The sequence below is a fragment of the Nostoc commune NIES-4072 genome (genome assembly GCF_003113895.1).
GTDB lineage: Bacteria > Cyanobacteriota > Cyanobacteriia > Cyanobacteriales > Nostocaceae > Nostoc > Nostoc commune.
This window is the reverse complement of record NZ_BDUD01000001.1, coordinates 5,325,091-5,343,568: the sequence shown is the minus strand read 5'-3', so window position 1 is coordinate 5,343,568 and position 18,478 is coordinate 5,325,091. Positions and strand designations below refer to the sequence as shown.

At 38.7% G+C, this 18,478-nt stretch carries 14 protein-coding genes and 1 pseudogene; 6 read left to right on the top strand and 9 right to left on the bottom strand.

From position 1 onward, the window contains the following. Positions 1–48 precede the first annotated feature (48 nt). Together CDC33_RS23715 and CDC33_RS23710 are read right to left on the bottom strand one after the other, a co-directional pair. Positions 49–2,070: a DUF3137 domain-containing protein gene (locus CDC33_RS23715; RefSeq protein WP_109011003.1), complete on the bottom strand. Its 2,022-nt coding sequence runs from the start codon at positions 2,068–2,070 to the stop codon at positions 49–51. A gap of 11 nt (positions 2,071–2,081) precedes the next feature. Then, complete coding sequence (locus CDC33_RS23710) at positions 2,082–2,642, bottom strand: LemA family protein (RefSeq protein ID WP_109011002.1); 561 nt, start codon at positions 2,640–2,642, stop codon at positions 2,082–2,084. Between the two features lie 194 nt (positions 2,643–2,836). Between CDC33_RS23710 and CDC33_RS23705 the strand changes: the two genes are divergently transcribed. From CDC33_RS23705 to ilvB, 3 genes are all read left to right on the top strand, one after another. After that, a complete protein-coding gene (locus CDC33_RS23705) occupies positions 2,837–3,430 on the top strand; it encodes a hypothetical protein (RefSeq protein WP_109011001.1) in 594 nt (197 codons plus the stop codon). 196 nt (positions 3,431–3,626) lie between these two features. Beyond that, entirely contained in the window at positions 3,627–4,886 is a 1,260-nt protein-coding gene (locus CDC33_RS23700) for an MFS transporter (RefSeq protein WP_109011000.1), read from the top strand. A gap of 132 nt (positions 4,887–5,018) precedes the next feature. Continuing rightward, a complete protein-coding gene (ilvB, locus tag CDC33_RS23695) occupies positions 5,019–6,932 on the top strand; it encodes a biosynthetic-type acetolactate synthase large subunit (protein ID WP_109010999.1) in 1,914 nt (637 codons plus the stop codon). Between the two features lie 105 nt (positions 6,933–7,037). Here the strand turns inward: ilvB and CDC33_RS23690 are convergent, their stop codons facing one another. Together CDC33_RS23690 and CDC33_RS23685 are read right to left on the bottom strand one after the other, a co-directional pair. Further along, positions 7,038–7,892, bottom strand: coding sequence for a DUF4351 domain-containing protein (locus CDC33_RS23690; RefSeq protein WP_109010998.1), 855 nt, complete (start codon positions 7,890–7,892; stop codon positions 7,038–7,040). A 229-nt stretch (positions 7,893–8,121) separates the two neighbouring features. Further along, positions 8,122–8,559 (bottom strand): hypothetical protein, encoded by a 438-nt coding sequence (locus CDC33_RS23685; RefSeq protein WP_109010997.1) that lies wholly within the window; start codon positions 8,557–8,559, stop codon positions 8,122–8,124. A 177-nt stretch (positions 8,560–8,736) separates the two neighbouring features. Here CDC33_RS23685 and CDC33_RS23680 point away from each other — a divergent pair, with 177 nt between their 5' ends. Together CDC33_RS23680 and CDC33_RS23675 are read left to right on the top strand one after the other, a co-directional pair. Continuing rightward, positions 8,737–9,027: a coiled-coil domain-containing protein gene (locus CDC33_RS23680; RefSeq protein ID WP_146195853.1), complete on the top strand. Its 291-nt coding sequence runs from the start codon at positions 8,737–8,739 to the stop codon at positions 9,025–9,027. A gap of 320 nt (positions 9,028–9,347) precedes the next feature. Then, positions 9,348–9,827, top strand: coding sequence for a tellurite resistance TerB family protein (locus CDC33_RS23675; RefSeq protein WP_109010995.1), 480 nt, complete (start codon positions 9,348–9,350; stop codon positions 9,825–9,827). A 97-nt stretch (positions 9,828–9,924) separates the two neighbouring features. Here the strand turns inward: CDC33_RS23675 and CDC33_RS37920 are convergent, their stop codons facing one another. Next, positions 9,925–10,113 carry a hypothetical protein gene (locus CDC33_RS37920; protein ID WP_146195852.1) on the bottom strand — a complete coding sequence of 63 codons (189 nt, stop codon included), beginning with the start codon at positions 10,111–10,113 and terminating at the stop codon, positions 9,925–9,927. A gap of 111 nt (positions 10,114–10,224) precedes the next feature. On the opposite strand from CDC33_RS37920, the gene dacB reads away from it, so the two are divergent. Next, positions 10,225–11,694 (top strand): D-alanyl-D-alanine carboxypeptidase/D-alanyl-D-alanine endopeptidase, encoded by a 1,470-nt coding sequence (dacB, locus tag CDC33_RS23670; protein ID WP_244919330.1) that lies wholly within the window; start codon positions 10,225–10,227, stop codon positions 11,692–11,694. Positions 11,695–11,710: 16 nt separating this feature from the next. On the opposite strand, the gene CDC33_RS23665 is transcribed toward dacB, so the two are convergent. The 4 genes and pseudogenes from CDC33_RS23665 to CDC33_RS23650 form a co-directional block, all read right to left on the bottom strand. Next, positions 11,711–12,214, bottom strand: a complete 504-nt coding sequence (locus CDC33_RS23665; RefSeq protein ID WP_109010994.1) for a GNAT family N-acetyltransferase — start codon at positions 12,212–12,214, stop codon at positions 11,711–11,713. Between the two features lie 453 nt (positions 12,215–12,667). Next, a pseudogene (locus CDC33_RS23660) lies at positions 12,668–12,751 on the bottom strand (IS5/IS1182 family transposase); the annotation flags it as partial. Positions 12,752–12,841: 90 nt separating this feature from the next. After that, complete coding sequence (locus tag CDC33_RS23655; RefSeq protein ID WP_109010993.1) at positions 12,842–17,317, bottom strand: translation initiation factor IF-2 N-terminal domain-containing protein; 4,476 nt, start codon at positions 17,315–17,317, stop codon at positions 12,842–12,844. Positions 17,318–17,404: 87 nt separating this feature from the next. Continuing rightward, positions 17,405–18,322 carry a histone deacetylase family protein gene (locus CDC33_RS23650; protein WP_109010992.1) on the bottom strand — a complete coding sequence of 306 codons (918 nt, stop codon included), beginning with the start codon at positions 18,320–18,322 and terminating at the stop codon, positions 17,405–17,407. Positions 18,323–18,478 lie beyond the last annotated feature (156 nt).

Below are 18,478 nucleotides of genomic sequence, written 5' to 3'. Positions count from 1 at the left end.
TATCTCCTGAGCTTTCCACTATTCTGACTCTTGAATTCTTACATTTTGCTAAATGCGTCTATCCAGATTTAAATCTTCAACAATTCCCAACATCAAGTTGAGAGTTTCAAAATATTCTCTTAGAGGCGCAAAGCTTAACACACTTTTGTATAAATTAGGATCAAATATATTATTTTCTACTGCTTCTTCAATGGCTATATACATCATATCTTCAACAAAGGAAATATAAATATTTCTATTGGTTTTCTTACGAAAGTTTACTATTTTATCCATTAAACTAGTAGACAAAACATAACGTGCTTCTATTTGGTCATCACCATAAACAGTGAACAGTTTAGCAAATTCTGGATCTTCTAATTTAATTACCTGTTTTTTAGCATGATTAAGAGCATGGATATTAGCGTTGATAATTTTTGGCTGAACAATTGTAACAGTCCGCAAATTTTTGTTAAACTTAGTTTTAAAAAACAATCCTTTAAAGATTAAACTTGTTCGGGTAACTTGATTGTTTAAAACTTCAGATTTAAATCTTTTGTACTCAATATTTTTTCCACATAAAATATTAATGAATATATATGGAATAATTTTTACAAGTCTAGTAATTAAAGCACTAAATGTAAATGGTAAAATAAAAATTAACAAATATATAGAACGTAAAAATGAAAATATAAACAGATAAAATATATTATATTGAATTATTGTTTCATATCTCCTACTTCTAAAAAAGATAGGATCTAAAAAATTAGTCCAATCATGTTTTAATTCTAATTCTGCACGAATATTCGAGAAAGAGATATCAATACCATTGATTTTACCATAAATATAAACATTATGTTCAATCTTGTTTGGATTGATAAGTCCTTTGAATAGTTGGCTATGTTGCAAAAAATTAATACCATCTTCTTTGGAGTAAGAACTCAGATATTTTAAATTCTTATTTTGATTGACAAAATTAAATATTTTTTCAGATATTTTGTCTGTAAAACCTGCGGAAAAGCCTTCAAAAGCTCTTGAATACAAAAATATCCAAATCCAAAAAGCTAAGAAAAATCCCAATAAATAATTGAAAGATGAAAAAAGAAAAATTATCAATATACATATAAATACTACAGCTATTGGTGTAGAGTGACTTTCAAATAAGGAAGGTTCTTCAATATAAATATAATCTTTGATATCAAAAGATATCAGAGAAAGAAGCTTGAACGTTATAATTAAAAAAGATAAAAAAAGTACATGAAGAATAACTATAGATAATAAAGCTTGTTTCCTACGAGATTCAAATACTTTTAATTCTACCAATAAATTTTGCTGACAAAATACTTTGAATTCCTTTAATGTTTTAGGGGTAAATTTTTCAATAGCTGGTTCGGGTTCTTCTGGCAAGGTTTCGCTTGGTGGTTGTAGCTTAACTTCTGATTCAGTGGAGTTTGGTGAAGTTGCAGACACATTAATATCATCTGTAAATAGGTCTGTAAATAAAACTTGCCTTGCCCATTTTCTTGTTGGTTCGTGTTCATTAATTAGAAGCTGCTGACAAAGAGCGATCGCTTGATTAGTTTGCCCATTCTCGTGATAGGCTTTTATCAGCCATTTGTGTGCTAACAAATATTTTTTTGTAGCCGGAGAAGCAGCTTGACAAAAAATCTTTAATGCTTGGATTGCTTTTTTATAGCGTTTTTTAGTAATAGCTTCATACCCAGTGTTTATAAGTTCAGTTTCTTGTGTAGGGGTGAGTGAACTTTTAGTTGAATTTAGCGATGATTTTTGTGCTTTAGGTTTAGTTTCTGTAAATATTTCGGCAAGATAGTATTGTGCTAATATCTGAGTCGTTTTATGTTTACTATTGCTCAATTCTTGGCATAAGTTAATTGCTTGATCAAAGCGTCCATTGTAGAAGTATGCGTCTAAAAGCAATACTCGTGCATACAAATACTCTTTTGTATTAGATTCTGTATTCTTTTGGAAAAAACTTTCCAACCCCTGAAGTGCTAAATTGTAGTTTTTGTATTCTAAGAGTTTAGCTATTCCATTTAATAATTCTTGATTTTGTGTGGAACTAAATTTTGGCATATTTTTTAAAGTTATTTATGGTTTATTTGAATACTTACATTATTTCTTGCTTGTGAATTAGCTTGAAACTGCAATTTTAATTGAAATTTCAGGCACGAAGCTATAATATTTGTCGGAAACATTTCTACAGCATTATTATATTCAGTTACGGCAGAGTTATAAAATCTTCTAGCGGCGGAAAGTTGTTCCTCTACTTCACTTAAAGAATATTGTAATTGGATAAAATGGTCGTTTGTTTTTAATTCGGGATATGCTTCAACTATTACTATAATTTTCTTTAACATTCTCGAAATTTGGTCTTCTACAGCAACTCGGCTATTGTCGCTTAAGTTTTTTGAAGTTGCTCTACTTCTGAGTCTGCTAATTTCTATCAATGTTTTTTGCTCAAATTGCATATATATTTGAGCTAAGGTCACAAGTCTAGGTATCAAATCGCTTCTTTTTTGCAGAATCACATCAATAGTAGAAAATGCATTATTAACTTGATTCTTTTTCTGTATTAAACTATTATATAAAACAATAAAAATAGTTACTAATAAAACTATAAGGATAATTAGGTAATAAATAAACATTTGATTGCTGAGATTAATCTAATATTATTTATAATCAAAATTAATAGGTTTTTAAAATAGTATTATTTCGGAAAAATATATGAAGAGGCTATAATTTACTCAGTAAAAATATGGTAATATATATAAAAAATACTTGATTTTTGAAAAAGCTCTGTACATCGGAAGAGTAAAAAAAATCAAAAGTAGTGTTAAAGATGAGTATAATTATTTGCCCTGGAATCCATGAACCAGAGTTAACTGAAAGCTTTAGAGTAGGATTGTTAGATATAGTTGCTAATAGCGCGATCGCACACAATCCCGCAAATATACTGGTTTATCCGGGTAAAGATTTTTTAGTTTTATCTGCCTTGCATATTTTGCAGTTTTTGCACGTTAGCGTAGCTCACCGCAGGTATCCCTTGACCGACTCTTTAAAATCACCAATTATATTTATTAGCTTTAGTGCTGGCGTAGTCGGGGCAATAGGGGCGGCGCATTTGTGGCAACTTTTGGGTGGTCATGTCAAAGCGTTTATTGCTATAGATGGATGGGGAGTACCACTACAGGGTAATTTCCCTATTCACCGGATGAGTCATGATTATTTCACCCATTGGAGTTCTTGTTTGCTAGGTTGTGGGCAAAATAACTTCTATGCAGAGCCAGCAGTTGATCATTTGTCCATCTGGCGATCGCCCCAAATTGTCCAAGGCTGCTGGGTAGATTCATCCATTGAAATTTCTCCACCTAAAGGTCGTCTGACAGCAACTGAATTTTTGCTTATGCTGTTAAAGCACTACGAAGCAAATTAATCCGGACAATGGAGTAAGTAAACAGGAGTTAGGAGTGAGGAGTGAGGGAGTGAGGGAGATGAGGCAGAAGAGGGAGCAGGGGAAGAATTAATAACCAATGCCCAATACCCCATGCCCAATGCCCAATGCCCAATGCCCCATGCCCAATGCCCAATGCCCAATGCCCAATGCCCATCTACCTAAAGAAAGTATCTAAATGTTTCCAACTGAACCAGCTGCTGTTAATAACGGGTTTAGCGCACTGCTAAAAAACCGTGGTTTTATGCTCCTGTGGATTGGGCAATTGGTATCCCAGTTAGCAGATAAAGTCTTCTTCGTTTTAATGATTGCTCTGCTAGAGAACTACTCACCGCTTCCTGGGTTGGCACAAAACTCAATGTACTCAACCTTGATGCTATCGTTTACAATACCAGCCATTTTATTTGGCTCTGCCGGTGGTATCTTTGTTGACCGTTTGCCAAAAAAGCTGATTATGGTCGGCTCAGATATTGTTCGGGGAATATTGACACTGTGTCTTCCCTTGTTACCTCGACAGTTTCTGATTTTGTTAATCCTGACTTTTGCCATTTCCACAGTGACGCAGTTTTTTGCACCAGCCGAACAAGCAGCCATTCCCTTATTAGTGAAGCGAGAAAATTTGTTGGCAGCCAATGCGCTCTTTAGCAGCACGATGATGGGAGCTTTAATTGTTGGCTTTGCAATAGGAGAGCCAATTTTGAGTTTGGCGAAAAGCTTAATGGGAGAACAATACGGTCAAGAGATTGTAGTTGGTGGATTATACATATTATCAGCTGCGATCATGCAGCCAATTAAGTTTAAAGAACCCAAATCAAAAGAGCATCAAGCATCAAATCACCTTTGGGCTGAATTCACTGAAAGCCTGCGCTATCTAAAGAAAAACCCTTTGATCTTGAACGCTATGCTGCAACTTACAACTTTATATTGTGTGTTTGCAGCCTTAACGGTGCTGACAATTCAATTAGCTGAGGAATTTGGTTTAAAAGAAAAACAGTTTGGCTTTTTCTTGGCAGCAGCAGGCGTGGGTATGGTATTTGGTGCGGCAATTTTAGGTCACTGGGGTGATAAATTACATCACAAACCCCTACCTTTAATTGGATTTTTAATAATTGCGCTAGTTTTAGGGGTGTTTACTTTTACGCACAACTTATTACTGGCGCTAGGACTTTGTGCCTTTTTGGGTGTAGGTGCTTCCTTAATTGGCGTACCCATGCAAACTTTAATTCAACAGCAAACACCACCTAACATGCACGGTAAAGTATTTGGCTTTCAAAATCATGCCGTTAACATCGCTCTGGCGTTACCTCTGGCCATTACTGGGCCATTAACTGATGCTCTGGGCTTGCGAACTGTACTGGTAGCAATGAGTATTGTTGTCGTAGTTGTCGGTGTTTGGGCTTGGCAAAATACCCGCAAAGTCTTGCAAAACGTAATTTAATTAATGTAGGCTAGTAGTCTAGCTTGATATCTCATATAAAAATTAATAAAATTTTGATTGAAGTTTTCAATTAAAATGAAATCTTAAATACAGAATCCAGTATTAACTTTAGCTATAGTCTGAGGTTTGACCGTGCGTTCACAAAGTGTCTCCGCAGGAGAATTGCTTTCCCAAATCACTCTGCCACAAACCGAGAATCACAAACAGTCTCGTGCTTCTAGCCCCCCAGCCGTCCCCAAACGTGCATCTGGCGGTTTTGCTCTGCTTGACAGCCTTCATCGCCACGGCGTTGATTATATCTTTGGTTATCCTGGTGGAGCAATTTTACCAATTTACGACGACCTGTATAAGGTGGAAGCAACTGGTGCTATGAAGCACATTCTCGTGAGACACGAACAAGGCGCAGCCCACGCCGCAGATGGTTACGCCCGTGCGACTGGGAAAGTAGGAGTATGCTTTGGCACTTCTGGCCCAGGAGCAACTAACTTGGTCACAGGCATCGCCACCGCCTACATGGATTCAATCCCGATGATTGTTGTCACGGGACAGGTAGCACGGCCGTCAATTGGTACAGATGCGTTTCAGGAAACCGATATTTACGGGATTACGCTACCAATCGTCAAGCATTCTTATGTAGTGCGCGATCCTAAAGATATGGCGCGAATTGTCGCCGAAGCCTTCCACATCGCTAGCAGTGGGCGACCGGGGCCAGTTTTGATTGATGTCCCCAAAGATGTAGCTTTAGAAGAATTTGACTATGTGCCTGTAAAACCAGGTTCAGTGAAGTTACGCGGTTATCGTCCCACGGTAAAGGGAAATCCCCGGCAAATTAATGCCGCAATTCAGTTGATTACTGAAAGCCGCCGTCCTCTACTGTATGTCGGTGGTGGTGCGATCGCAGCTAGTGCCCATGAAGAAATCAAAGAACTAGCTGAATTATTCAACATCCCTGTCACCACAACCTTAATGGGGATCGGTGCATTTGACGAACATCATCCCCTCGCTTTGGGAATGTTGGGGATGCACGGCACTGCTTACGCTAACTTTGCCGTTAGCGATTGTGACTTGTTGATTTGCGTTGGCGCTAGATTTGACGATCGCGTTACAGGTAAATTAGACGAATTCGCCTCCCGCGCCAAAGTAATTCACATCGACATCGATCCCGCAGAAGTCGGCAAAAACCGCATTCCTGAAGTGCCCATCGTCGGCGATGTGCGGAACGTGTTAGTAGACTTGTTACGTCGCTGCAAAGAAACAGGCGTTAAGGCCACCCCTAATCAAAACCAAGAGTGGTTAAATTTAGTTAATCGTTGGCGCGATGAGTATCCTCTCATAGTGCCGCAGCATCCCGACAGCATTTCACCCCAAGAAGTAATTGTAGAAGTCAATAACCAAGCACCCAACGCTTTCTACACCACAGATGTTGGACAGCATCAAATGTGGGCAGCACAATTCCTCAAAAACGGCCCAAGGCGCTGGATTTCTAGTGCTGGTTTGGGAACGATGGGTTTTGGCTTACCTGCGGCAATGGGCGCTAAAGTAGCGTTTCCTGATGAAGAAGTCATCTGTATTAGCGGTGATGCCAGTTTCCAAATGTGTTTGCAGGAACTTGGTACACTTGCACAGTATGGAATAAATGTCAAGACAATAATCATCAATAACGGCTGGCAAGGGATGGTGCGCCAGTGGCAGCAAGCCTTCTACGGTGAGCGTTACTCATGCTCTAACATGGAAGTAGGGATGCCAGACGTAGAGTTATTGGCAAAAGCTTATGGCATTAAGGGTATGGTAATTAGCGATCGCAGTCAATTAAAAGATGCGATCGCCGAAATGCTAGCACACAAAGGCCCAGTAATCTTGAATGTCCACGTCACCAGAGACGAGAACTGCTATCCAATGGTAGCTCCTGGCAAGAGCAACGCTCAAATGGTCGGCTTGCAGAAGCAACCGCCCAAAGCGGCAGCAGAGCCGGTGTATTGTAGTAACTGCAATGCCAAAAATGCTCCTACCCACAACTTCTGCGCTGAGTGTGGGACGAAGCTGTAACGCTTTTTGATAATTCAGACTAGAGAGGTAGGGGAGCAAGGATAAGGGGAGAAAGATAAAGGAATTCCCCTACTTCTGCTCCCTTTCCTCTTGCGTAGAGATAGCTTAATCTTCCTGATTAGGTTGAGGTAAAGAAATATTTCCTAAGTAATTCACTAAATCGCTTTGACTGGAGAAATCTAACAGCGCCTCAGCTAACTCTTCTAGTTGAGTTATGGATAATGTGCGAATCTGCTGTTCTATCTCTGGCTCAATTGCAGCAAACCGACGTGTTAACTGACGCAAAATCAGTTGTAGCGCTTCCTGTTTCTTTCCTCGTTCTTCTCCCTTTTGCAGAATGTCTTGGTAAATCACAGATTCTTGCATAATTTCCTCTCTGAAAAGCTGTGTAATCAAACTTTTATCAAACCGCAAACCAGCTAAAACTTGTACACAAGCTGATATATTTTGTCGCTCGTCTGTTTCTTCAATCATATCGACAGCAGTAGCGACTTGAGTTAACAAGTCTGCGGGTGAGTCGGTTCTGGCTAATGTCGCCAGTGGTAAAAGTGCAGGGTTAGCTAGCAGTGGTGTGGGATCTTCTTCCCATAAACGAATCACTCGATACTCATGTCTGGTTTTTTTATCTACATACTGGGTATTAAAAACAATTTCTGAGGAGGTGGGTTGTAAGAAAATCAACACCTGCTCAATATCACACCAGTATTCTCGCTTTAATCTGGTGTAGTAATCCAGCATCCGAAAATCAAGTGGGGTTTTGGATTTTGGTGTCGTTTGAAACTCTAAATGCAAGATTTGGTTGGCGATTTGCAGGAATGTCACCGAATCAGCGCGAATGGGTTCGAGGTTGAGTTCGGTTTTGAGTACTTGGATATCTGAGGTGTCAGATGCAAGTAACCATCTGGCAAAGTCACCAGGGTATTTTTCGGCAAGGTATTTGCAAGTGTTATCGTAGGCCAAGGCGATCGCGTTATATATTGTGGTTTAATATGTCAGCAAAATACAACCCCGACTTTTCAAAAAAATCGGGGTTTTGTTTCAAGTTATGAAACTAAAATCTGACGGCTTAAAATACTCATTACCACGCCAGGGTTAGATCTAGAAATAATTTCGGATAATTTATTTTTTGCAAGTCCCTTAATGCACAAATTTAGAGTTTACACGGCACTAGATTTATGCAAAAAGTGGATTATTGCAGCAAAGGAGTTGTGCCGTTACCGTTAGTTGACGCATTCGCAATTGCAGCTTGAGCCGGTTGACTGGCAAGAACCGCTACAATTGGAGCAACTTTTGAACTAGATTTTTTATTTCTTTTTCCATTAGAGCCGCCAGCTTTGGAATACTCTATACTGTTTCTGCCGTAGATAGTTGCAACTCCACTTAGCATTCGTTCAGACATTTCGGAGAGGGCTTTATCCATCTGGATTATTGTTTTACGTGATTCTTCAAGATTGGACACAAGGGTGTTATGAGCTTCTAACGTCGAACGGGTAGTGTTGATGAGGTGGTTGTAGGCTTCAATGGTTAATCCATGTCCTAAATCTAGATTTTCATCAACGGATTTAAGCAAGGCAAGACGAAGTTGGGCTTTGTCAACAGCAGCAGAACTACGAGTTCTTAAAGACATGAGATATCCTTTTTTTTAATAATTCCTTTTTCAAGATAGTGGAGTATCCTTTTGCCTGAGATGGGTAGTTTTGGGGATTTATTTAATTAAAAGTTCAACGAAGTAATTACGAGTTTGTCTGTATTTTTACTCATTTTTCATATCGATTTGTTGTTTGAGAATAAGTGCAATCAGCAAATGCGAACGCTAAATCAGCAAATGCGAACCCCAAATCAACAAATGCGATCGCCAAATCAACAAATGCGATCGCCAAATCAACAAATGCGAACTCCAAATCAACAAATGCGAACTCCAAATCAACAAATGCGAACTCCAAATCAACAAATGCGAACTCCAAATCAACAAATGCAAACGCTAAATCAACAAATGCAAACGCTAAATCAACAAATGCAAACGCTAAATCAACAAATGCAAACGCTAAATCAACAAATGCAAACGCTAAATCAACAAATGCGATCGCCTTTATAAGCTATGGTGTACACCGTAGCCAATACATACGGGGAGGGTTAGGGTGGGGTAATTCGAGGACTGGTAGTGATCCGATAACTTGTGTGTACACCGTATCCCTTTAGGCTACGCAGCGTACACAAGCCCTAAAAACCTTGATCGCTCAAGACAACTTAACTGTTTTTATACGCAGATAATATATTTATCTACGTATTTTTTATGAAAAAAAGATTCATCCCAATGTATATTTCCGCATTATTTTGGGAATCATAAATCGAGGAAGCATGATAAACCGCAAAATATGACTTCCTGAAATATCACGTAACTTTTAAAGGATAATTATGTCTAAACGCAAATTGCCCAAAGGCCGTAGTGTTAGTTCAGTTGCTCTAGAACCAGAAGTTGCGATCGCCATTCTTGGACTGTTTTCCGCAGCTGCTGACGGTGAAGGTATTTCTTCAACAGAAGAATATGCTTTAAGTGAATTTCTCGGTCGGGTTGGCTTATTTGAAGATTACTCTGAAGAAGACTTTGAAGAATTGACCGAAAAAGTCGTCAGCTTGATTGAAGAAGAAGAACCAGAAGATTTAATCGCCCAGTCTATCGAATCCTTACCCAACAGAAATTATCGTGAAGCTGCATACATCACAGCTATATTAGTGGTAGGCATTGACGAAGAAGTTCCCGAACACGAACAAGATTATATTTCTGAGCTTCAAGAAGCCTTAAAAATTTCAGACGAACGCGCCCAAGAACTTATTGACGGAGTATTCGGAGAAGAAGAAGACGAAGACGAAGACGAAGAAGAGGAAGAGGAGTAATCCTTTTTCAATTACAGCCTCAACCATCTAGCATCGTTAATTTGGGGTTGCTAATTTAGAGTAAGAAATAATTTTGTTTGAGTTTAGTTATACCAATTTAAAAAAAGAATGCGACAAATAGATCATTTGTAGAGACGCGATTCATCGCGTCTTTACCCAAGGATGTGTTGCAATCATCAATTGAAATGGTATTATTCAGATTCCTGACTTCATAAAGAAGTTGGGAATTTTGCACGTTATCAAAATTAATTCCATAGACTAAAGACATCGCCCATGTATGAAACATGTGAACATCTTCCCTATACTAATTAAGTAACTTTACTGAGCAATTTCTTCTCTCTCCGGAAAGAAGTGTTTGGCAAGCTTAAAATATCTATCTTTGGGATAAGGAAAATCGGTGAAACTTAAGGCTTTCAATCAACCACTGGGTGTTTTGTTAATATTTTTGACTAGCCAGATAGGATTTAGTTTTATTGCGAAAGCACAAACCCAAGTCGCGCCAACAACCACTAGAAAATCAATTTGCTCTAACCAACTGGGAACAGCTATAGATGCTGTAATCAATCGTCCCTTATTTAGTCGGGTGCGTTGGGGAATTTTGGTACAACCTCTGTCAACAGGGCCAATTCTTTACAGTCGGGATGCTCAGAAATATTTTACTCCCGCCTCTAACCTCAAATTGCTAACAACAGCAGCTGCATTACAGCAATTGGGTGCTAATTTTCGGATTCGCACCTCTATTTATCAGAATGGCAATGGTGTTTTACGTGTTGTCGGTAGGGGAGATCCCAGCTTAAGTGATACTCAACTGCAAACATTAGCACAGCAGCTAAAACAAAAAGGTATTACTCAAATTCAGCGATTGATAGCTGATGATAGTTATATTCAAGGTGATATTGTTAACCCCACCTGGCAATGGGAAGATGTGCAGTCAGACTATGGCGCACCAGTTAGCAGCTTTATTCTAAATCAAAATATTTTTAGCTTAAAACTTGTACCGCAAGCTGTAGGTAAATCTTTACAAGTGGTGTGGATTGATCCTGGCGAAGCAAGACAGTGGCGAACAATTAATCAGTCAGTAACCGTTGCCCAAAATCAACCAACCTACGTCAATGTTACCCGCGAATTATCAGGAACAGTATTACGAATTCAAGGACAACTGACAACGAATTCTGAACCATCTTTAATAGATTTGCCTGTAGTTGACCCTAATTATTACTTCTTACGGCGCTTCCGTGCAGCTTTGGCAACAGAAAAAATTCCTTTAGAACAAATATCAGTAGCAAATGGCGGTGTCAATCAACAGGAAATAGCATTTGTAGAGTCGCCACCTTTATCTGAATTATTAATGGAAACTCTTCAAAATAGTAATAATCTTTATGCTGAAGCACTGTTGAGAGCATTAGCTATAGAAAAACCCAAACTGAAAAATCAAACTAGCGCTGATGTCGGTTTGGAAGTTGTCAAAGCCAGTTTAACTAAATTGGGAGTTGATCCAGCAAATTATATTTTAGTAGATGGTTCGGGTTTATCACGGCGTAACTTAGTGACACCAGAAGCTTTTGTCCAAACTTTGCGAGGAATCGCAAGAACACCAACAGCATATATATATCGCGCATCTTTACCCGTAGCTGGTAAAAGTGGAACCTTAAAAGACCGCTTTCAAGATACACCTGCTGAGGGAATTGTCCAAGCAAAAACAGGTACGTTAACGGGTGTAGTTTCTTTATCTGGATATATGAATGCGCCTAATTATGAGCCATTAGTTTTTAGTATTCTTGTCAATCAATCAGAACAACCTGCAACAGTTGTGCGGCAGGCCATTGATGAAATTGTTGTGTTGTTAACACAGTTGCAGCGTTGTTAATATTATTGCCATCAAATTAAACAACAGGTTTAGTAATTCGGAGTCCCATGATTACTAAATCCCGTTCAACACTGTCAATTTCGGCAACTTTAGGTAAATGTCCCCAAGGTTGAAAACCAAATGTTTCAAAAAGTTTTAAACTGGGTTGATTGTGGGCAAAAATAAAGCATAGGAGAGTCTTTAAACCCAAACTAGGACTTTCATTAATTGCTTGTGTTAATAGTTGTCGTCCTAAACCACATCGATGAAAGCCAGGGGCTATGTAAATACTAATTTCGGCAGTCTTACTATAGGCGGGCCGTCCATAAAAGGATTGGAAACTCAGCCATCCAGCAACTACTCCCTCTACTTCAATTACCCAAAGTGGACGTTGTGAAGGCGATCGCGCCTTAAACCAAGGAAGGCGACTTTCCACAGATACTGGCTCTAAATCAGCAGTTGCCATGCAACTAGGTATTGCAGCATTATAAATTGCCACAATTGCAGGCAAGTCAGTTTCAGTTGCATGGCGAATAGTCATTGCTACCGTCTCGGAAAAAATCTTGAGAAAATATTCAAAAATAATACAGCGTTACGCAAGCCGAAACACACCCTTCTCCCTTAGAAAAAGCGGTATCGTAGGGCTGCGATCGCAATCCTCGTCAAAATCATCCACAAGGGTTAGCTTGCAAAGTTTGTTTTATCCTAATATGGCTCTCATTTTATAATTCACCTCTGTAACTCAACTTTGCCCATGTTTCTGTATAAGATACTACGCTTTAGCTTAACTGGAACATAACAGCGTATTGTTACGACTAGTGAACGCTCTTTTACAACCACTGTTAAGAGCCATTAAACCAATTCGCAATTCGCACTCTTGCTAACGCCCCGCTCCGCTAACGCAATTCGCAATTACGTTTTGTGACGGGGATTTAGATTTGGGCATCAAAACGTGCTGCCTATCTTGCTGGGGACTTAAACCCCCAAAGTTCGTTAAAACTTGGTCTTCAATAATTAATTTAGGACGACGGTCTGGTTTCTTTTTCTTTTGCTCATCAGTTTTGACTACCTCAACCATTAGTTCATAGGAGCTTAAAAATTACTTTTTCTCACTTTTTTAGATTTGCTGTTTCTCACTTAAGCCTTGAATTCACAACAAAAGCACTTTTCAAATGATTCGAGAAACATCAACGAAACCTCCATGAAGACTAACAATATTTGAAACTTCAGAATACATACTTCCGACTTTACCTGATTGATGGGTAAACAAATTATGACAACCCACAATTATCAAAAGTTCTTGAGCGCGAGAAAATGCAACATTTACCCGTTCTGGCTTCTTCGCAAATCCCACATCTCCTTTGCTATTGTTGCGAACCATACTAACAATTACAACAGCTCGTTCCATACCTTGAAATCGGTCTACTGTACCAGTACGAATTTCTAATGAAGGGAAAAGTTCAGATTGCAGGCGCTCATCGATTTTTCTTAATTGAGCGCCATAAAATGTAATTACGGCAATTTCTTTTTTCGGTTCACCTTTAGCAACTCTAGAAGCCCAAGTAGTCTCGAACTGCTGACACAAATGTTCAATTGCATCAATTTCTTGAGTATTGAAGTAAGAAGTTCCGTTTCTTTGCTCTAAAAACTGATTCTCTATAGGCGTTTTTACCCAGATAAGATGGTGAGATTCTTGGATAATTTCGTCTGCTAGATGATGTGCGCGTTTTGTGTCAGGTTCTAAAATACCAGATTCTAGTTTACCATCGTAAAACTGATTGATTGCTCCCATAATAAAGGGATGCATTCGATATTGTGTAGTTAGCATTTGTTTAATGCTTTCATCAGCAGATTCAAACTGGCTTTTAAATAGTGATTCTTCTAAAAATTGTAGTTCATCTCGTGTGTTGCCAATTGTTTGAGCAACTTCTTCCAAAGTGCTAGTATCAAGCATGGGTGGTAATTGCCGATGATCGCCTACCATGACTAACTTTTTTCCTTTCAATGCTGGGATTAGTAATTCTGGTGGAGTACACTTACTAACTTCATCAATGATGACGACATCAAAAGATTTGAATTCTTCCGAAAAACCCCTATTTGCAGCTTGAACACAGGTGATCCCGACGACGTTGGCATTATCTAGATATATGCGCCTTAAATCGTCGCGGTCGCGCTCATTTGGCTGTCTTAATTTTCCTATCCAATCTTGTACAAAATTCTGATATTTATTGAGATAAGCTTCATCTTTTTGTAATTGCTGTTGCCAAGATTCAAAGCTAATATTTATACCACGTAATAACTCTATATTAAACAAGTCATTAGCAAACTTCTCTGGTTTAAATTTATTCGGTATTCTTTGCCATTCTGTCAACCACCAGCTTCTTTCTTCTATTAAACCTTCTGATGGCTGCGGTTGTAATTTTTGTTCTATTTCGCGTAGGCTAATTTGTAATTTTTGAAGTTTTTGTAGGGAAGTCTCAGTTTCTTGTTGTACCTTTGATAAATGCTCATAGAGAGAAGTTTTAATCATCTCCAAGACAGCAAAGGGTTCTAAGAATGAAATTAATTTTTCAAGTTGACTAATGGAAGTGTCCCAAGAATTGACTGGATTTAAAAATTCTTGTGGCTGCTCCCAAATCTTTGATTGTGTTGCGAGATATTGTTCAGTTAGAATACGTAATTGAGCAGGAATATTTTGTTGATTAAGTTCTTGCAAAATATTTATAACTTGTCCAAGCTGCAAGTTAGCATCCTGCTGTGCTTTTTCGGCTTCAGCTTGAGTAATGGATATTTGCTGTTGGCTAACTTCATTTTTTTGAAGTTCATTTAATTGGCGTTGCAGATGCTGAAGCTGTTGTTCAGTTTCTGTTTTTACTTTTAAAACGCATTGACGTGCATTTGCAAGGATTGTATCTAGCAATTCTTGTGTAATTCGGTTGAGAGTAGAGTCGATATTATTCCATTCCCATGATGTACCATAGGTTTTTTGCATTCTAATTAAGAAAAACTGGGTATTTTCAACTAATAATTTTCGCTGTTTGGGGTTGAGTAGCTGATAATTATTAAACTGCTGATAAGTTTGCTCCCATTGGGTGCGATCGCTCTTTGATAGCACCATTGGAATCTGACTAAAATTTTGTTGTAAAAAATAGCTAAAGTTATGCTGTTTACCTTGTCTGTCAGTAAAATTGCCGTCTATTTCATAAGCGATCGCTTTTGTCAATAACTCCCATTCTGGCAGGTTAATTTTGTAAACTTTTGGTACTATTGGTAATTTTAATGTATTAGCAAACATCAATAAACCTAGTGGCAAGTCAACTAAATTCTCTGTTAGTGATAAACCTGATTGATGACATTCTTTTAAAGTTTGATAGAGAAAAGAAGGTGCTGTAGATTTCCATTCCTTAACTGCTGAGATAATATAATCTATTTCGCGTTTGCGGTTTTCCCATATCTGGATTGTTTGCTGTATGTTTTGCAGTTTGGCAATATATTTCTGATAATCTGGTTGTAGCTGATTTAATGAGGCGAAATTTTGTTGGACAATTTGTACTGTTGCTGCAACTTCTGATATGGCTTTACTTGCATTTTGAGCAAAAGTTAAAGCTGTTTTAAATCCAGAAAGTTCTCGTACTACAGTTTCACGCAACCAAACCGCTAAACCAAAAGCACCAAGCGCCGGACGCACAAAGCCAAGTTCATCAGTATATTTGATGGTTTGACGAACATTTGCTAAAAATTCTTCTACTAAACTGTTACCTTCTGTATATGGCTTAAGAAGCGGCAAAAAATTTGTAACTTCTGGAGCTTCCCAGTTGATATTTGGTGCAGTATTTAGTATATTTTCTAGTCCTGCAATTAGGGATTCAACCACGTTCTGTTTTTCTACAGTTTCGTTATAAGATTTTTCTTGATTTTTAAAGTCGCTCTCTACTTTGAACTTATTTTGATTGAATTTAATTTGTTGTTGATTGAATTCTTCTTCTGCTTGAAAGTAGGCTGTAAATCTTTGTGATGATGCAAGTAATTGACTGAAAATTTGGATATTTTCGAGCCTTTGAGTGAGATTATTTTCACAATCATTTGCTGTATTTTCTAGCCATCTGCCAATCACTTGGTCTTCTAAAAATGGCTGTCCTTCCTCCCCAACTTTTTCGGCTCTACCTTTTCTTACAGCGCGAATTACGGGGTTGTGAACTAATCGACTCAGGGCGTTATCTACTGCTAAATTGGCTTGAGATGCGATTAGAGTACGTCCACCGCGAAGAGCTATTTGATAGCAAATCTCGGCAATTACGGTAGTTTTACCAGTACCTGGTGGGCCTTGGATGAGAACAAGATCCTTAGCGGCAAGTACCTTTTCTACTGCTGCTTTCTGACCAGGATTTGCAGAAGATAATAACAAATCTTGTGGTTGAAGTTCAACAGTTGTTTTGATTTGTCTAGCTTGAGAAGCATCGAATAAAAAGTTACCCAGATATGGATTTTGGGTGTAACCATTATTCAAATCATCTAAAGCTTTTTTCTTGCGCTGAATCTGCTGAATATCACCAACTGCTTCAAAACATAAAAATCCGGTATCTGGCAACTTATAACGCTCTGTTGCCATGAATTCAGCTAAGTCACGTTCTAATCTGAGGCTAATAATACAACGGTTGGGGTCAACTTCTTCAACAGTTCCTAATTGACGACCACTAATCCAATTTTTGCCGACGGGAGCAGTTTCAAAAAGCTTTAAATCTTCGTTTTTTGTACGTCTTGCTCGTTCCCAAAAGTTTTCTACATCGAGAGAATTTTGATAAAAGCCGTCAAGGGTGGCTGAAGCTACATCTATTTCAAAACTGATTCGTCTTTTGAAGTTATAGTTATGACTTACGTAACGCACACAAAACTGACGTGCTTTCGCAATTTTTTCTTCAATTTGCAAAAACGCTTTCCAAGCTTTAAGCTGATCTTCTGTGGGCACATTTTCGCCACAAACTGGCGCGGCTGCAATGCGTTTCAATGTTGCGGGTGGAATGTCGAGATGATGCTGATGATTAGGTAACAGACGCAAGCGACAAGGTATAGCATAACTATCAGCATGTCCCCGTGAGGGTTGTAACAATTGAGCCGAAAGTATTTTTATCCCGCCGCGTCCATCTTTTGGTACAGCCGCTCTAAATCCTAATGTTTTTTTAAGCTTCTCAAGTCTTGCGGGTAACTGAAAATCATCGGAGTCTGTTGCTATTGTCAAATCCCAAATTTCTTCTCTTGCTTCTTTCCCCGCGCCTTTGCGACGTACATAAAATAGGGAGGGCTTTTTACCGACACATTCATACATTAACTCATTGGCGCGATCGCGCCGCTCTCTAAAATCGGGATATGATTTTAAAGCGGTTTCACCTTCAAGATGACGGATAAAACTATCAATTGCTGAAGCTATAAACATATAGCCCCAATCTTCAGTATTTGTTTTAGTTTTCGAGGATTTTGCTGTTAGTTTATTTGCTATTGCACGAATACGTTCTGCATCGGATTCTGAGATTGTACTGGTATGGCTTTTGACTACAATTTTGAGCTTTTCGCAAATTAATAATAATTTCTTGCTATCAAAATTTAATTCTTTTGCTAGTTCGTATATTCTGAGTTTGCCGTTGTTCATCCAGTACTGCCTTTGCCAACAAAATTTTCAAGGACAATTGAGGGTTTAAAAACTCTACGATTTCGGTTACTATTACCCGTTAAATGACTATAGTTTGTACTGATGGTAAACTTCGCTAGCGGCCCGATGCAACAGGGAATGTCGCCATACCAAGGATTTCATATCATCAGCATAACCGCCGCCAATGACGCAAGCGACTGGATAACCGCTACTCATACAGGTACTCAAAACCTGCATTTCTCGGCGAAAAATCCCAGCATCTGTAAGGGCTAATTTGCCCAAGCGATCGCCTATATGAGGGTCAACACCTGCATCATAAAATACTAAGTCTGGCTTGACTTTAGATAATAAATCTGATAGATAATTCGCTAAAGTTTGTAAATAAGCATCATCTTCCATTCCCACGGGCAAAGGAACATCCAAATCGCTGTTTTGTTTAGTACCGGGGAAATTGACTTCGCAGTGCATAGAAAAAGTAAAAACGCTGTCGTCGTCTTGGAAGATAAAAGCAGTGCCGTCTCCTTGATGCACATCCAAATCTACAATTAGAATTTTTTGGACTAGTCCGAATTTTTGTAAAACGCGACAGGCGATCGCTAAATCGTTGAAAATACAAAAACCAGATCCATAACTAGGAAAAGCATGATGAGTTCCACCAGCCGTATTACAAGCTAAACCCTGACTTAGTGCCAATTTAGCAGTGAGTATCGTACCACCTACCGCCACACAAGTACGATTTGCTAATGCTGGACTCCAAGGCAAACCAATGCGACGCTGTGCTTTGGCATCTAAGGTTCCTTCACAGTAAGCTTTAACATAGTTTGGGGTATGGACTAATTCTATCAACTGTGACGGCGGGCATTCAGGCGTGTGAAATTGTTCTTGATTCGCCACACCATCAGCTAACAGCAATTCGTAAAGTTGTCGGAATTTAGACATCGGGAAACGATGTCCTTCAGGTAGTGGGGCAACGTAATCTGGGTGGTAAATAATTGGCAAGTCCATAAGGAAAGAAAATCTCAATCAGCAAGCACGGATTACAATTCCCTTTCCCATCAGAGAACTTTATCAGATTGGTAGCTTATATTATATTAATAAAAATTTGGACTAACTCTTTTAGGACTTACGCATATCTCTCAAACTCTTATTTCTCCGTGTCGC

Bases quoted from the DNA above. Each gene is read 5' to 3' on its own strand.
- CDC33_RS23715 (WP_109011003.1), bottom strand. From the start codon at position 2,070: ATGCCAAAATTTAGTTCCACACAAAATCAAGAATTATTAAATGGAATA.
- CDC33_RS23710 (WP_109011002.1), bottom strand. From the start codon at position 2,642: ATGTTTATTTATTACCTAATTATCCTTATAGTTTTATTAGTAACTATT.
- CDC33_RS23705 (WP_109011001.1), top strand. From the start codon at position 2,837: ATGAGTATAATTATTTGCCCTGGAATCCATGAACCAGAGTTAACTGAA.
- CDC33_RS23700 (WP_109011000.1), top strand. From the start codon at position 3,627: ATGTTTCCAACTGAACCAGCTGCTGTTAATAACGGGTTTAGCGCACTG.
- CDC33_RS23685 (WP_109010997.1), bottom strand. From the start codon at position 8,559: ATGTCTTTAAGAACTCGTAGTTCTGCTGCTGTTGACAAAGCCCAACTT.
- CDC33_RS23680 (WP_146195853.1), top strand. From the start codon at position 8,737: ATGCGAACGCTAAATCAGCAAATGCGAACCCCAAATCAACAAATGCGA.
- CDC33_RS23675 (WP_109010995.1), top strand. From the start codon at position 9,348: ATGTCTAAACGCAAATTGCCCAAAGGCCGTAGTGTTAGTTCAGTTGCT.
- CDC33_RS37920 (WP_146195852.1), bottom strand. From the start codon at position 10,113: ATGTTTCATACATGGGCGATGTCTTTAGTCTATGGAATTAATTTTGAT.
- CDC33_RS23665 (WP_109010994.1), bottom strand. From the start codon at position 12,214: ATGACTATTCGCCATGCAACTGAAACTGACTTGCCTGCAATTGTGGCA.
- CDC33_RS23655 (WP_109010993.1), bottom strand. From the start codon at position 17,317: ATGAACAACGGCAAACTCAGAATATACGAACTAGCAAAAGAATTAAAT.
- CDC33_RS23650 (WP_109010992.1), bottom strand. From the start codon at position 18,322: ATGGACTTGCCAATTATTTACCACCCAGATTACGTTGCCCCACTACCT.